This window comes from Streptomyces sp. NBC_01622 (assembly GCF_045209635.1).
Lineage (GTDB): Bacteria > Actinomycetota > Actinomycetes > Streptomycetales > Streptomycetaceae > Streptomyces.
Window position 1 is genome coordinate 7,524,695 of the sequence record NZ_CP109293.1, and the last position, 14,658, is coordinate 7,539,352.

Below are 14,658 nucleotides of genomic sequence, written 5' to 3' on the forward strand. Positions count from 1 at the left end.
TCCGCCGCCCCTTACGCACCGGCCGGTCGCGCCTTACTCTGATCACTGCTCGATGGTTACTCGCGAGTTAAACAACAGCCGTAGCACTGAGCCAGCCGCACCGTCGCGGGCCCCCGGAGGATGTCGTGAGCGACACACAGACCCTGATCGAGAACCGTCCGCCGTCCGTCGCGGGCCTCTTCCTGGAGCGAGTGGCGGCCACGCCGGATACCGAGGCCTACCGTCACCCGGTGCCCGCGGCCTCCGGCGAGGGCCCCGACGACTGGAAGTCGCTGAGCTGGGCGCAGGCCGCCGAGCGGGTCTTCGCGATCGCGGCCGGTCTGATCGAACTGGGCGTACAGCCCGAGCAGCGCGTCGCGCTCGCCTCCGCCACCCGGATCGAGTGGATCCTCGCCGACCTGGGCATCATGTGCGCCGGCGCCGCCACGACCACGGTGTATCCGCAGACCAACGCCGACGAGTCGACCTTCATCCTCTCCGACTCCGGGAGCAAGGTTCTGATCGCGGAGGACGCGACGCAGCTCGCCAAGGCGGTGGAGAAGCGCGCCGAGCTTCCCGAGCTGACGCATGTCGTGGTCATCGACCCGACCGGCGTCGACACCGCGGAGACCGGCGACTGGGTGCTGAGCCTCGCCGAACTGGAGCAGCGCGGCGCCGCGTACCTGGAGAAGAACCCGGATCTGGTCAAGGAGCGGATCGCGGGCATCACCAAGGACCAGCTCGCGACCATCATCTACACCTCCGGCACCACCGGCCGCCCCAAGGGCGTCCGCCTCCCGCACGACAACTGGTCCTACCTCGCGAAGGCCATCGCCGCGACCGGGCTGCTCGGCCCCGAGGACGTCCAGTACCTGTGGCTGCCGCTGGCGCACGTCTTCGGCAAGGTGCTCACGTCCGGCCATATCGAGATCGGGCACGTCACCGCCGTGGACGGCAGGCCCGACAAGATCATCGAGCATCTGCCGATCGTGCAGCCGACGTACATGGCGGCCGTTCCGCGTATCTTCGAGAAGGTCTACAACGGGGTCGCGGCCAAGGCGCGGGCCGGCGGTCCCGCCAAGTACAAGATCTTCCAGTGGGCGGCGGAGGTCGCCCGCGAGTACGCCAAGGTCACCCAGGACAACTTCCGCCGCACCGGCGCCGCCACCGCGCCCTTCGGTCTCGCCGCCAAGCACAAGGTGGCCGACGCGCTGGTCTACGCGAAGATCCGCGAGGCCTTCGGCGGCAAGCTGCGCGCCTGTGTGTCGGGAAGCGCCGCGCTCTCGCCCGACATCGGCTACTTCTTCGCCGGCGCCGGCATCCACATCCTGGAGGGCTACGGCCTGACCGAGTCCTCCGCGGCCTCCTTCGTGAACCCCGGCGAGGCCTACCGCACCGGCACGGTCGGCAAGCCGCTGCCCGGCACGGAGGTGCGCATCGCGGACGACGGCGAGATCCTGCTGCGCGGCCCCGGCATCATGGAGGGCTACCACGGGCTGCCCGAGAAGACCGCCGAAGTCCTGGAGCCGGACGGCTGGTTCCACACCGGCGACATCGGCGAGCTGTCCCCGGACGGCTATCTGCGCATCACCGACCGCAAGAAGGACCTCATCAAGACGTCCGGCGGCAAGTACATCGCGCCCAGCGAGGTCGAGGGCCAGTTCAAGGCCGTATGCCCGTACGTCTCCAACATCCTGGTGCACGGCGCCGACCGGAACTTCTGCACCGCGCTCATCGCCCTCGACGAACCCTCCATCCTGGACTGGGCGAAGGACAACGGCCTCGAAGGCAAGTCCTACGCCGAGGTCGTCGCCGCCCCCGCGACGGTCGCCCTGATCGAGGGCTACGTCAAGGAACTCAACGAGGGCCTCCAGCGCTGGCAGACCATCAAGAAGTTCCGCCTCCTCCCGCGCGACCTCGACGTGGAACACGGCGAGATCACCCCGAGCCTCAAGCTCAAGCGCCCGGTGGTGGAACGCGAGTACAAGCACCTGATCGACGAGATGTACGCGGGTTCACGGGAGGCGTAGCAGCGTGCCTCGCGCCCCGAAAGGGGCGCGGGGAACTGCGCGCCCAGCCCCCACCGACCCGCGCGTGACAAACTGCCTGTCTATCTGGTCGAGCGCCGCCGCAACTCCCGCACCAGTTGCCCCAACTCCCGCACCTGGTGCCGAAGTTCCTGCACCTCCTCGACCGTGCTCGCCGCCATCTGGGTCTCAATCTCCTTGAGCCGCCACGCCAGTTCCTCGAACTGTCCCTGCTCACGGGCCAGCATCCGCTCCAACAACTGGTTCTTCCGGTGCAGTTCGAGGAAGACGGTGACCTTCGCCCGCAGCACCCACGGATCGAACGGCTTGGTCAGATAGTCGGCCGCGCCCGTGGCGTAGCCACGGAACGCGTAGCCCGCGTCCGAGTCGCTGCCGGTCAGAAAGATGATCGGGACGTCCTTGGTCTGGTCGAGCCGTTTGATGTTGGCCGCGGTCTCGAACCCGTCCATGCCCGGCATGCGGATGTCCAGCAGGACGACGGCGAAGCGCTGCCGCAGCAGCGCCTTCATCGCCTCCTCGCCCGAACGCGCGCGTACCAGTGGTTCGTTGAGGGACCCCAGGACGGCCTCCAGCGCGACCAGGTTGTCCTCCATGTCGTCGACCAGGAGGATGCTGGCACGCTCGTCGGTCGTTGCCTCAGCGCTCATCATGGCTGGCCTCACTCAGTCGTCGGCGGTATCGCCGTCTCCTCCGGGGTACCCGGTTCCGTCCCCGCGATGTCCGTCCCGGCCTCGGGGTCCAGGAGGGCGCAGACGACGGTCAGCAGCTGGTCCACGTCCACCGGTTTGGGTACGTAGTCGTTGGCGCCCCGCGCGATGGACTTCTCCCGGTCGCCGGGCATCGCCTTGGCGGTGAGCGCGACGATGGGCAGGCCGGTCCAGCGTGGGGCGCGGCGGATGGCGGCTATGGTCTCGTAGCCGTCCATCTCCGGCATCATGATGTCCATCAGCACGAGTTCGACGTCGGGATTGCGCTCCAGGGTCTCGATGCCCTCGCGGCCGTTCTCGGCGTAGAGCACCGGCATGCCGACGCGGCCCAGGACATGGGTGAGCGCGAAGACGTTGCGGATGTCGTCGTCCACGATCAACACCCGTCGCCCCGGCAGCACTTGACCGGCCCGGCCGGCCTTCCACGCCTCCAGCTTGGTGGGCGTCGGCCACGAGTCGTCCACCTCGTGCCCGGTGAACGGCTCGGCCGACAACTGCTCGGCCGTCGTGGGCAGTTCCTGGTCCTCGGTCGTCCGCCCGGTCGCCGCGTGGCCGGGGCTGACGACGGGGACGTAGAGCGTGAAGGTCGAGCCGCTGCCCGGTTCGCTCTCCGCGACGATACGGCCGCCGAGCAGCCCGGCGATCTCCCGGCTGATCGACAACCCCAGCCCCGTACCGCCGTACTTGCGGTTGGTCGTGCCGTCGGCCTGCTGAAACGCCTCGAAGATCACCGGGAGTTTCTCGGCGGCGATCCCGATGCCGGTGTCGGAGACGGCGAACGCGATGACCTCGTCGCTGTCGTGGGAGTAGCGGTGGTCGGGGTCCTTGACCCGGTTGACGCGGAGTTCGACCCGGCCGGTGGTGGTGAACTTGATGGCGTTGGACAGCAGGTTGCGCAGGATCTGCTGGAGCCGCTGCTCGTCCGACCACATCTCGCGCGGTACGTCCTCGCCGACCGAGACCTCGAAGGCGAGCCTCCGGTCCAGGGTGAGCGGGCGGAAGGTGGCGTGGACGTAGTCGAGGAGCTTGATGAGGGGGAGGCGTTTGGGGCGTACGTCCATCCGGCCGGCCTCGATCTTCGACAGGTCGAGGATGTCGTTGATGAGCTGGAGCAGGTCCGAGCCGGAGCGGTGGATCGTGGTCGCGAACTGCACTTCCTGGTCGGTGAGATGGCCGTCCGGGTTGTCCGAGAGCAGCCGGGCCAGGATCAGCAGCGAGTTGAGCGGGGTGCGCAGCTCGTGGCTCATGTTCGCCAGGAACTCCGACTTGTACTGGGAGCTGGTCGCCAACAGGGCTGCCTTCTCCTCCAGTTCGGCGTTGGAGCGCCGCAACTCGGCCTGCTGCTTCTGGAGTTCGTCCGAACGTTCCTGCAGCTGCATGGCGAGGCGCTGGGACTCGCCGAGCAGGGACTCCGTGCGGGAGTTGGCGATGATGGTGTTGATCGCCACGCCGATGGTGTTCACGAACTGGTCGAAGAACGCGAGGTGGACGTCGGAGAAGCGGGAGAACGAGGCCAGTTCGATGACGCCGAGGAGCTTGTCCTCGAAGATGATCGGGATGATGACCACGCTCGCCGGAGCGGCTTCGCCGAGCCCGCTGTTGATCTTGATGTAGTCCGGCGGGGCCTCCTCCACCAGGATCCGCTTCTTCTCCCGCGCCGCCTGCCGCACCAGCCCGTGCACCGGCATCCCGCCCGTGTCGACGGTCGCGCCCTGCGCCGACCCGTACCCGGCGATGAAGGCAAGTCCCTTGGCCGGGATCGCCGTTCGCAGGCTGTCCTCGTCCGGGTCGGCCAGGAAGAACGCCCCGTACTGGGCGTTCACCAGCGGGGTCAGCTCGCGCAGGATCAGGTCCGCGACCTCCATCAGGTCCCGGTGCCCCTGCATCAGCGCGGCGAGCCGGGCCAGGTTGGACTCCAGCCAGTCCTTCGCGCGGGTCGTCTCGCGGAGGTTGGCCACCATCAGGTTGATGTTGTCCTTCAGCTCGGTGACCTCGCCCTGGGTCTCCACCGTGATCGAGCGGGACATGTCTCCCTGTGCCACCGCGGAGGCCACCTCGGCGATCGCGCGGACCTGCGTGGTGAGGTTCAGCGCGAGTTCGTTCACGTTGGTCGTCAGGCGCTTCCAGGTGCCGTAGACGCCCTCCACCCGCGCCTGGCCGCCGAGTTGGCCCTCGGAGCCGACCTCGCGGGCCACCCGGGTGACCTCGGAGGAGAAGGAGGAGAGGGTGTCGACCATCGTGTTGATGGTGGTCTTCAGCTCCAGGATCTCGCCGCGCGCGTCCACGTCGATCTTCTTCGACAGGTCGCCCTGCGCCACCGCCGTCGCGACCTGGGCGATGTTCCGGACCTGCGAAGTCAGGTTGTCGGCCATGTAGTTGACGTTGTCGGTCAGGTCCCGCCAGACACCGGAGACGCCCAACACCTGGGCCCGGCCGCCGAGTCGGCCGTCGGTGCCGACCTCGCGGGCGACGCGCGTGACCTCGTCGGCGAAGGCGCGCAGCTGCTCCACCATCGTGTTGACGGTGTCCTTCAGTTCGAGGATCTCGCCACGCGCGTCGACCGTGATCTTCTTCGACAGGTCGCCGTTGGCCACGGCGGTCGTCACCTGGGCGATGTTCCGGACCTGCGAAGTCAGGTTCAGGGCCATGAAGTTGACGTTGTCCGTCAGGTCCTTCCAGACCCCGCTGACGCCCCGCACCTGCGCCTGTCCGCCGAGGTTGCCCTCCGTGCCGACCTCGCGGGCGACGCGTGTCACCTCGTCGGCGAAGGCGGAGAGCTGGTCGACCATGGTGTTGATGGTCGACTTCAGCTCCAGGATCTCGCCCTTCGCCTCCACCGTGATCTTCTTGCCGAGGTCGCCCTGCGCCACGGCCGTCGACACCAGCGCGATGTTGCGGACCTGCGAAGTCAGGTTGTCCGCCATGAAGTTGACGTTGTCGGTGAGGTCCTTCCAGACCCCGGAGACACCTCGCACCTGCGCGCGTCCGCCGAGGTTGCCCTCGGTGCCGACTTCGCGGGCGACGCGTGTCACCTCGTCGGCGAAGGCGGAGAGCTGGTCGACCATGGTGTTGATGGTCGACTTCAGCTCCAGGATCTCGCCCTGAGCGTCGACCGTGATCTTCTGGCTCAGGTCGCCGTTCGCCACGGCCGTCGTCACCTGGGCGATGTTGCGGACCTGCGAAGTCAGGTTCGACGCCATGAAGTTGACGTTGTCCGTGAGGTCCTTCCAGACCCCGGACACGCCCCGCACCTGCGCCCGACCGCCCAACTGGCCCTCGGTGCCGACCTCGCGGGCGACGCGCGTGACCTCGTCGGCGAACGCGGAGAGCTGGTCGACCATCGTGTTCACGGTGAGCTTCAGTTCGAGCAGCTCACCGGTCGCCTCGACGGTGACCGTACGGGTCAGGTCACCGCGCGCCACCGCCGTCGTCACGAGGGCGATGTCCCGCACCTGCGCGGTCAGCCGGGACGCCATCGTGTTGACCGCCTCGGTCACGTCCCGCCAACTGCCCGACAGTCCCTGCACCTTGGCCCGCCCGCCGAGCCTGCCCTCGGTGCCGACCTCGCGGGCGACCCGGGTCACCTCCCCGGTGAACAGGGAGAGTTGGTCCACCATCTTGTTCACGGTGCGGCCGAGCCGTCGTAGATCACCGCGCAACTGCCTGCTGCCGTCGTGCAGATCGACCCGCTGGGTCAGATCGCCGCCCGCCACCGCGTCCAGGACCCGGGTCGCGTTGGCGGCCGGGGCGACCAGGGCGTCGAGGAGCTGGTTGACGTCGTTGACGCGGGAGGTCCAGCCGCCCTGGCCGGGGCTGGCCGAGAGGCGTTCGTCGAGGCGGCCGTGGCGGATCAGCTCCCGTTTGACGCGCTGCGTCTCGGAGTTGAAGTGGGTGCTGCGGTCCATGATCTGGTTGAAGGCGGCGGTCAGTTCGGCCACCAGGCCGTGGCCCGTCTCCGGTGCCTTCGTGAAGTCGCCGTCGCGCGCCGCCGTCATCACGGCGAGCAGAGGGCGGAGATCCGATGCTCGGATCCAGTCCTCTTTGTGTCCTTCTTCGAGCACACGCGTAGCACTGTTCTCACTCATGGCGGCCCACTTCGGTAACTCGGCGCTTATGGCCGCGGTCAGTCTGTCACTCTGTCCGCATCGATCGAGGTGTATTCGTCCGAACTGCTCCGGGAGCTGCGCATGGGGGCCATTCCGACGCAACGGGAGACCACTTCACGTGCTCCTGGTGCGCCCGCGCACCACGGTGCGGACCCGCGCACGACCATCCGTGCCACGCTCTCCGGAAGCCCTCTCGCACCCGGCTCCGCCCGCTGCCTGGTGCGCGCCGCGCTCCTCGAGTGGACCGAACTCGCCCTGCCCGGCACCGAACATCTCACCGACCGGCTGGCCGACGATGCGATGGTCGTCGTCAGCGAACTCGTCACCAACGCCGTCGTACACGCCGGTACGGACGTCGAGCTGGTCTGCCGGCTTGAGGACACCCGGTCCGTCGTCGTGGAGGTCGCCGACCACCACCCCTCCCGCGCCCCGCGCGACAACAGCAGTGAACCGGCGTACGAGACGCCGGAGTTCGGGCGCGGGCTGCGGCTCGTCTCCACGCTCGCCGAGGCCTGGGGCGTCACCTACCGCACCGGCACCAAGACCGTGTGGGCCCGCCTGCCCGCCGAAGGCAGCCCGGCCGACGAGGAGTTGGAGACGTACGACGGTGAACGCGGCCTGCGCGTAGCCGAGATCCTCGCCCCCGAACCCCAGCGCGCCGAACGCGACCGGGACTGGCTCGGTCGCGGCGCCCTCTCCTTCCTCGCCGAGGCCTCCGACCTCCTCGCCGGACAGCTCGACGAGGACCTGGTCGCCGCGCTCGCCGGACAGCTGATCGTGCCGAGACTGGCCGACTGGTGCGCCGTATGGCTGGAGGACGAGGCGATGGGTCGCGGCGGCTGGGGCGAGGACGCCGGCGCCGGACCCCGCCTCGCCCGCGTCTGGCACGGCAGCGAGAACCGCATCGAGGAACTGCGCGGCGCCCTGGAGAAGGACCCGCCCCGCCCGCAGGACTCGCTGCGGCCCGTGGCCTACCCCTGGCCCGCCGACGCCCTCGGCCCGCACGGCACCCACGGCGCGGCACTCGCGTACCGGCTGATCGCGGGCGGCCGTCCGCTCGGCACCCTGGTCATCGGACGGTCCGGGCTGCCGTGCTTCCCCGACGAGGTCACCGGCCTGGTCGAGGACCTCAGCCGCCGGGTCGCGCTCGCCATCGGCGCGGCCCGCCAGTACGCCCGCCAGGCCACCATCAGCCGCGTCCTGCAGCGCGGCCTGCTGCCCGGCGCCGTCGCCGAGATCCCCGGCATGCACAGCGCCCTCGTCTACGAACCGTGCGACAAGGGCGGCCCCAGCGGCGACTTCTACGACCTGTTCCCGGCCGGCGACGGCCGGTGGTGCTTCGCCCTCGGCGACGTCCAGGGCAAGGGCCCCGAGGCCGCCGTGGTGATCGGTCTGGCCCGCCCGTGGCTCCGCCTCCTCGCCCGCGAGGGCTACCGAGTCGCCGACGTCCTCGACCGCCTCAACCAGCTCCTCCTCGACGACGCCACCGAGGCCGCCGACGCCGCGGCCCACGCCCTGGTCGCCGCGGGCGGCATGCCCGGCCCCGTCGGCGACGGCCCGCGCTTCCTCTCCCTCCTCTACGGCGAGCTGGTCCCCTTCGACGGCGGCGTCCGCTGCACCCTCGCCTCCGCCGGACACCCGCTGCCGCTGCTCCTCGGCCCGGACGGCTCCGTCGCCACGGCCGCCCGCCCGCAGACCCTCCTCGGCGTCCTGGAGGACGTCACCTACACCAGTGAGACCTTCGAACTACGGCCCGGCGACAGCCTGTTGTGCGTCACGGACGGGGTGACCGAGCGCCGTTCCGGCTCCGTCCAGTTCGACGACGGCGACGGCCTCGCGACCGCGCTCGCCGGGTGCGCGGGGCTGAGCGCCGAGCTGATCGCGGAGCGGATCAAACGCCTGGTGCACGAGTTCGGCGGACGCCCGCCGGAGGACGACCTCGCGCTGCTGGTGCTCCAGGCGGAGTAGTCCCGCCCGGTGCTGGACAATGGAGGACATGCCTTCCGCACTCCCCGACGGTGATCCCGTCCCCGACGACGGCGCCCTGCCCGCGCAGGCGCTTGCCGGGGCCGCCGACCGCCCCCTCGGGTTCTATCTGCACGTCCCGTACTGCGCGACCCGCTGCGGCTACTGCGACTTCAACACCTACACGGCGACCGAGCTGCGCGGCACGGGCGGAGTGCTGGCCTCCCGCGACAACTACGCGGACACCCTGATCGACGAGGTCCGCCTGGCCCGCAAGGTCCTCGGCGACGACCCGCGCCCGGTCCGCACGGTCTTCGTCGGCGGCGGCACGCCCACGCTGCTCGCGGCGGGCGACCTCGTCCGGATGCTGGGCGCGATCAGGGACGAGTTCGGCCTCGCCCCGGACGCGGAGATCACGACGGAGGCGAACCCGGAGTCGGTCGATCCCGCCTACCTCGCGGCGCTCCGCGACGGCGGCTTCAACCGAGTCTCCTTCGGCATGCAGAGCGCGAAACAGCACGTCCTGAAGGTCCTGGACCGCACCCACACCCCGGGCCGCCCCGAGGCCTGTGTCTCCGAGGCCCGCGCGGCCGGCTTCGAACACGTCAACCTCGACCTGATCTACGGCACCCCGGGCGAGACGGACGACGACTGGCGGGCCTCGCTCGACGCGGCCCTCGGCGCGGGCCCCGACCACATCAGCGCCTACGCCCTGATCGTCGAGGAGGGCACCCAGCTGGCGCGCCGGATCCGCCGGGGCGAAGTCCCGATGACGGACGACGACGTGCACGCGGACCGCTATCTGATCGCGGACGAGGTGATGTCCGCGGCGGGCTTCGACTGGTACGAGGTCTCGAACTGGGCGACATCGAATTCCGGCCGTTGTCTGCACAACGAGCTCTACTGGCGCGGCGCCGACTGGTGGGGCGCGGGCCCTGGAGCGCACTCGCATGTGGGCGGGGTGCGGTGGTGGAACGTGAAGCACCCAGGCGCGTATGCAGGGGCGCTGGCGGCAGGACGCTCACCGGGTGCCGGGCGGGAGATCCTCTCCGCGGAGGACCGCCGGGTGGAGCGGATTCTGCTGGAGCTGCGGCTGCGGGAGGGGGTGCCGTTGGAGCTGCTGCGGGAGGCGGGGCTCGCGGCGTCCCGGCGGGCGCTGGGGGAGGGGCTGCTGGAGGCGGGACCGTACGAGGAGGGGAGCGCCGTGCTCACGTTGCGGGGGCGGTTGCTGGCGGACGCGGTGGTGCGGGATCTGGTGGACTGATCACTCGGGGGAGTGAATCGGGGCGGGAGGCCGATCCGGTCGCTGATCCACTTTCCTAGGCTGCCGTTGTGAGCGACCGGCGAATCACCAGGTTCTTTGCGGAGTTCGAGCCTCCTGAGGGAACGAGGGCCGAACTCCTCCGGGGGGAAATCGTGTTGGCGGTCAGCCCTGACCTGGTGCACAACGCGATCGTGGAGACGGTTCAGGACCAGATTCCCCGGAGGGGCTGGAGACGGCTTCAGACGCAGCGAGTGGCGATCCCCGACGAGCCGAGTGAGCCGCAGCCGGACCTCGTGGTGATCGAGCGCGGTGCCGGCCCCGATGGCGGAAGACTGATGCCTGCCGAGGCCGTCACGCTGCTGGTCGAGGCCGTCTCCACCAACAGCGTCCATCGCGACTACAGCGTCAAGCGCTCGATCTACGCGGCGGCAAAGGTACCCGGGTACCTGATCATCGATCCGATCATGGCCCAGTGCGTCCTGTTCACCGAGCCGACGGGCATGGGCGAGGACGCGGACTACCGGTGCCGGCGCATCACCAAGTTCGGCGACCTCACACAGTTGGAGCCCATCGGCACGGAACTGGACACCAGCGAATTCGCCACCTATGAGAACGTCACGCCTCACCGCCGGCCGTGACGAAGTCGATCAACTCCTCGACCCGCCCCAGCAGTTCCGGCTCAAGATCCTTGTACGACCCCACCTTGGCCAGAATCGCCTGCCACACCGCACCGGTGTTTTCCGGCCAACCCAGGGCCCGGCACACCCCCGTCTTCCAGTCCTGACCGTGCGGGATCCTGGGCCACGCGGCGATGCCCACGGAGGACGGTTTCACGGCCTCCCAGATGTCGATGTAGGGGTGGCCGACGACGAGCGCGTGCTCGCTGGTGACCGACTGGGCGATGCGCCACTCCTTGGTGCCGGGGAGCAAATGGTCCACCAGGATGCCGAGGCGGGCGTCCGGGCCCGGGGCGAACTCCGCCACGATGGCCGGCAGGTCGTCGACGCCCTCCAGGTACTCGACCACCACGCCCTCGATGCGCAGATCGTCGCCCCACACCCGCTCGACGAGCTCGGCGTCGTGCCGGCCCTCGACGTAGATGCGACCGGCGCGGGCCACACGCGCGCGTGCACCGGGAACGGCGACCGAACCGGATGCCGTACGGGTGGGCCGTAGCGGACTGGACACAGGCCTGACCAGGGTGACCACCCGGCCCTCCAGGAGGAAGCCGCGCGGCTCCAGGGGGAACACCCGGTGCTTGCCGAAGCGGTCCTCCAGGGTGACCGTGCCGGCCTCGCAGCGGATCACCGCGCCGCAGAAACCGGTGCCCGGCTCCTCGACCACCAGGCCGGGGTCCGCCGGGACCTCGGGTACCGGCTTGGGCTTCTTCCACGGCGGGGTCAGGTCGGCGGAGTACTGGCGCATTCGGATGACGATAGGAGAAGGCCGGGAGGCGTCACCGCGACACGCCGAAACGCGTTGCCAACGCGTCCCGTTGGGCCCGCACGAACCCCGCGTCCACCACCGCTCCGTGACCGGGCACGTACACCGCGTCCTCGCCGCCCAGGTCGAGGAGGCGGTCCAGGGCGGCCGGCCAGTGGGACGGTACGGCGTCGGGGCCCGCCTGGGGTTCGCCGGACTCCTCGACCAGGTCGCCGCAGAAGACGACCGGCGGGGAACCGGGGACGAGCACTGCGAGGTCATGGGCCGTGTGCCCGGGCCCGGCGTTCGCCAGCAGGACCTCTCGGTCGTCGCCCAGAGAGAGGGGCCAATCGCCCGACACCAGGTGACGGGGGTACACCAGGGCGGCCACGGCCTCGTCGGCCACGCGCGCGTGGAGGCCGTTTTCGACCGCGTCCCTACGGAGTGCCTCCCGCTCGTCCGCCAACACCCGCTCCACGCCCACCACCCCGAACACCTCCGCGTCCGCGAACTCCGCCGCCCCGAAGACATGGTCGAAGTGGGGGTGGGTGAGCGCGAGATGGGTCACAGGGCGCCCGGCGAGCGCCCGCGCCGCCGTACGCAATCGCGCGCCCTCCGCGAGACTCGACCCGGCGTCGATCATCAGCGCCGACCCCTCCCCGACGACCAGACCGACCGTGCAGTCCCAGCCAGGCAGCCGGCACCGGCCCACCCCGGCGGCCAGCCGCTCCCACCCCGCCTCTTCCCAAGTCACCGTCATACGGCGACGCTAACGGTGACGGCACCCCACGGCGTGGCATCGCAGGACCGGCCTTGCCCGGGGTGTACCTCACGGCCGTACACTGGCCGGGGAACGCTGGCACTCACGCGCACAGAGTGCCAGGAAAGGGCGGGCTCGCGACAAGCGGCGACAAAGGCGACCAGAACTGGAGGTGTGCGCGATGCTCAGCGAACGCAGGCTTCAGGTGCTGCGCGCCATCGTCCAGGACTATGTCGGCACCGAGGAGCCGGTGGGCTCCAAGGCGCTCACCGAGCGGCACAGCCTCGGCGTCTCCCCGGCGACCGTGCGCAACGACATGGCGGCCCTGGAGGACGAGGGGTACATCGCCCAGCCGCACACCAGCGCCGGACGCATCCCGACGGACAAGGGCTACCGCCTGTTCGTCGACAAGCTCGCCGGTGTCAAGCCGATGACCGGCCCCGAGCGCAAGGCCATCCAGAACTTCCTCGACGGTGCCGTAGACCTCGACGACGTGGTGGGCCGTACGGTACGGCTGCTCGCGCAGCTCACCCGGCAGGTCGCCGTCGTGCAGTACCCCTCGCTGACCCGGTCGACCGTCCGGCACGTGGAGCTGCTGTCGCTGGCCCCCGCGCGCGTGATGCTCGTGCTGATCACCGACACAGGGCGGGTCGAGCAGCGCATGGTGGACTGCCCGGCCCCCTTCGGGGAGTCCTCGCTCGCGGATCTACGCGCGCGGCTCAACAGCCGGATCGCCGGCCGCCGCTTCGCGGACGTGCCGCAGCTCGTGCAGGACCTGCCGGAGGCCTTCGAGAACGAGGACCGCGGCACGGTCGCGACGGTGCTCTCCACCCTCCTGGAGACCCTCGTCGAGGAGACCGAGGAGCGGCTGATGATCGGCGGCACCGCCAATCTCACCCGCTTCGGACATGACTTTCCCCTCACCATCCGCCCCATCCTGGAAGCCCTGGAGGAGCAGGTCGTCCTCCTCAAGTTGCTTGGTGAGGCGGGGGATTCGGGCATGACCGTACGGATCGGTCACGAGAACGCCTACGAGGGACTCAACTCCACGTCGGTGGTGTCGGTCGGCTACGGTTCGGGCGGCGAGGCAGTCGCCAAGCTCGGCGTGGTCGGACCGACCCGCATGGATTACCCGGGAACGATGGGAGCGGTACGCGCAGTGGCACGGTACGTCGGACAGATCCTGGCGGAGTCCTAAGTGGCCACGGACTACTACGCCGTTCTCGGCGTGCGTCGCGACGCGTCGCAGGATGAGATCAAGAAGGCCTTCCGCCGGCTCGCGCGCGAGCTGCACCCGGACGTCAATCCGGATCCGAAGACCCAGGAGCGGTTCAAGGAGATCAACGCCGCTTACGAGGTGCTCTCGGACCCGCAGAAGAAGCAGGTCTACGACCTCGGCGGCGACCCCCTCTCGCAGGCGGGCGGCGCGGGCGCCGGCGGCTTCGGCCAGGGTGGCTTCGGGAACTTCTCGGACATCATGGACGCGTTCTTCGGTACGGCGTCGCAGCGCGGGCCGCGCTCGCGCACCCGCCGTGGCCAGGACGCCATGATCCGGCTGGAGATCGAGCTGGACGAGGCGGCCTTCGGCACCACGAAGGACATCCAGGTCGACACGGCCGTCGTCTGCAACACCTGCAACGGCGAGGGCGCCGCCCCCGGCACCTCCGCGCAGACCTGTGACATGTGTCGCGGTCGCGGTGAGGTGTCGCAGGTGACCCGGTCCTTCCTGGGCCAGGTCATGACGTCCCGCCCCTGCCCCCAGTGCCAGGGCTTCGGCACCGTCGTGCCGACGCCGTGCCCGGAGTGCGCCGGTGACGGCCGCGTCCGCTCGCGGCGCACGCTGACGGTGAAGATCCCGGCCGGTGTGGACAACGGCACGCGGATCCAGCTCGCGGGCGAGGGCGAGGTCGGCCCCGGCGGCGGCCCCGCCGGTGACCTGTACGTCGAGATCCACGAGCTGCCGCACGCGATGTTCCAGCGCCGCGGCGACGACCTGCACTGCACGGTCACCCTCCCGATGACGGCGGCGGCCCTCGGCACGAAGGTGCCGTTGGAGACGCTGGACGGCATGGAGGAGGTCGACATCCGGCCCGGCACCCAGTCCGGCCAGTCGATCCCGCTGCACACCCGAGGCATCACGCATCTGCGCGGCGGCGGCCGGGGCGACCTCATCGTGCACGTCGAGGTCACCACCCCGACCAAGCTCGACGTGGAGCAGGAACGCCTCCTCAGGGAGCTGGCGAAACTGCGCGGCGAGGAACGGCCCATGGGGACGTTCCAGCCGGGACAGCAGGGCCTGTTCTCCCGTCTGAAGGACGCTTTCAACGGCCGCTGAACCGGTCGTCGAATCGGTCGTCGAACCGGCCTCCGCCTGGGCATGCATCTGTCCTATGCCCGGCGGAAGGCC

General features: G+C 69.9%; 10 protein-coding genes. 6 read left to right on the plus strand and 4 right to left on the minus strand.

From position 1 onward, the window contains the following. Nucleotides 1-125 precede the first annotated feature (125 nt). Nucleotides 126-2,009: an AMP-dependent synthetase/ligase gene (locus OH768_RS34810; protein ID WP_406459902.1), complete on the plus strand. Its 1,884-nt coding sequence runs from the start codon at nucleotides 126-128 to the stop codon at nucleotides 2,007-2,009. Between the two features lie 80 nt (nucleotides 2,010-2,089). On the opposite strand, the gene OH768_RS34815 is transcribed toward OH768_RS34810, so the two are convergent. Next, nucleotides 2,090-2,674 carry a two-component system response regulator gene (locus OH768_RS34815; protein ID WP_406459903.1) on the minus strand — a complete coding sequence of 195 codons (585 nt, stop codon included), beginning with the start codon at nucleotides 2,672-2,674 and terminating at the stop codon, nucleotides 2,090-2,092. A gap of 11 nt (nucleotides 2,675-2,685) precedes the next feature. Beyond that, entirely contained in the window at nucleotides 2,686-6,819 is a 4,134-nt protein-coding gene (locus tag OH768_RS34820; protein ID WP_406459904.1) for a HAMP domain-containing protein, read from the minus strand. 102 nt (nucleotides 6,820-6,921) lie between these two features. On the opposite strand from OH768_RS34820, the gene OH768_RS34825 reads away from it, so the two are divergent. The 3 genes from OH768_RS34825 to OH768_RS34835 all read left to right on the plus strand — a co-directional run bounded on the left by OH768_RS34825 (nucleotide 6,922) and on the right by OH768_RS34835 (nucleotide 10,707). Beyond that, on the plus strand, nucleotides 6,922-8,808 hold the full coding sequence (locus OH768_RS34825; protein ID WP_406459905.1) for a SpoIIE family protein phosphatase: 1,887 nt from the start codon (nucleotides 6,922-6,924) through the stop codon (nucleotides 8,806-8,808). Nucleotides 8,809-8,836: 28 nt separating this feature from the next. Then, the gene (gene hemW, locus OH768_RS34830; RefSeq protein ID WP_406459906.1) at nucleotides 8,837-10,069 is read left to right on the plus strand and encodes a radical SAM family heme chaperone HemW; all 1,233 of its coding nucleotides are present in this window, start codon (nucleotides 8,837-8,839) and stop codon (nucleotides 10,067-10,069) included. 68 nt (nucleotides 10,070-10,137) lie between these two features. Then, nucleotides 10,138-10,707, plus strand: a complete 570-nt coding sequence (locus OH768_RS34835) for a Uma2 family endonuclease (RefSeq protein WP_406459907.1) — start codon at nucleotides 10,138-10,140, stop codon at nucleotides 10,705-10,707. Here OH768_RS34835 and OH768_RS34840 read toward each other — a convergent pair. Both OH768_RS34840 and OH768_RS34845 read right to left on the minus strand, forming a co-directional pair. Further along, entirely contained in the window at nucleotides 10,685-11,494 is an 810-nt protein-coding gene (locus OH768_RS34840) for a DUF3097 domain-containing protein (protein ID WP_406459908.1), read from the minus strand. The genes OH768_RS34835 and OH768_RS34840 overlap by 23 nt on opposite strands. Before the next feature lie 31 nt (nucleotides 11,495-11,525). Then, entirely contained in the window at nucleotides 11,526-12,251 is a 726-nt protein-coding gene (locus OH768_RS34845; RefSeq protein WP_406459909.1) for an MBL fold metallo-hydrolase, read from the minus strand. A gap of 181 nt (nucleotides 12,252-12,432) precedes the next feature. On the opposite strand from OH768_RS34845, the gene hrcA reads away from it, so the two are divergent. Both hrcA and dnaJ read left to right on the plus strand, forming a co-directional pair. Continuing rightward, nucleotides 12,433-13,449 (plus strand): heat-inducible transcriptional repressor HrcA, encoded by a 1,017-nt coding sequence (gene hrcA / locus OH768_RS34850; protein WP_019074081.1) that lies wholly within the window; start codon nucleotides 12,433-12,435, stop codon nucleotides 13,447-13,449. Further along, the gene (dnaJ, locus tag OH768_RS34855) at nucleotides 13,450-14,586 is read left to right on the plus strand and encodes a molecular chaperone DnaJ (protein WP_406459910.1); all 1,137 of its coding nucleotides are present in this window, start codon (nucleotides 13,450-13,452) and stop codon (nucleotides 14,584-14,586) included. Nucleotides 14,587-14,658 lie beyond the last annotated feature (72 nt).

What these genes read in the sequence shown, in the direction of transcription:
- OH768_RS34815 (WP_406459903.1), bottom strand. Translation starts at nt 2,674, where the DNA reads ATGAGCGCTGAGGCAACGACCGACGAGCGTGCCAGCATCCTCCTGGTC.
- OH768_RS34820 (WP_406459904.1), bottom strand. Translation starts at nt 6,819, where the DNA reads ATGAGTGAGAACAGTGCTACGCGTGTGCTCGAAGAAGGACACAAAGAG.
- OH768_RS34825 (WP_406459905.1), top strand. Translation starts at nt 6,922, where the DNA reads ATGGGGGCCATTCCGACGCAACGGGAGACCACTTCACGTGCTCCTGGT.
- hemW (WP_406459906.1), top strand. Translation starts at nt 8,837, where the DNA reads ATGCCTTCCGCACTCCCCGACGGTGATCCCGTCCCCGACGACGGCGCC.
- OH768_RS34840 (WP_406459908.1), bottom strand. Translation starts at nt 11,494, where the DNA reads ATGCGCCAGTACTCCGCCGACCTGACCCCGCCGTGGAAGAAGCCCAAG.
- OH768_RS34845 (WP_406459909.1), bottom strand. Translation starts at nt 12,251, where the DNA reads ATGACGGTGACTTGGGAAGAGGCGGGGTGGGAGCGGCTGGCCGCCGGG.
- hrcA (WP_019074081.1), top strand. Translation starts at nt 12,433, where the DNA reads ATGCTCAGCGAACGCAGGCTTCAGGTGCTGCGCGCCATCGTCCAGGAC.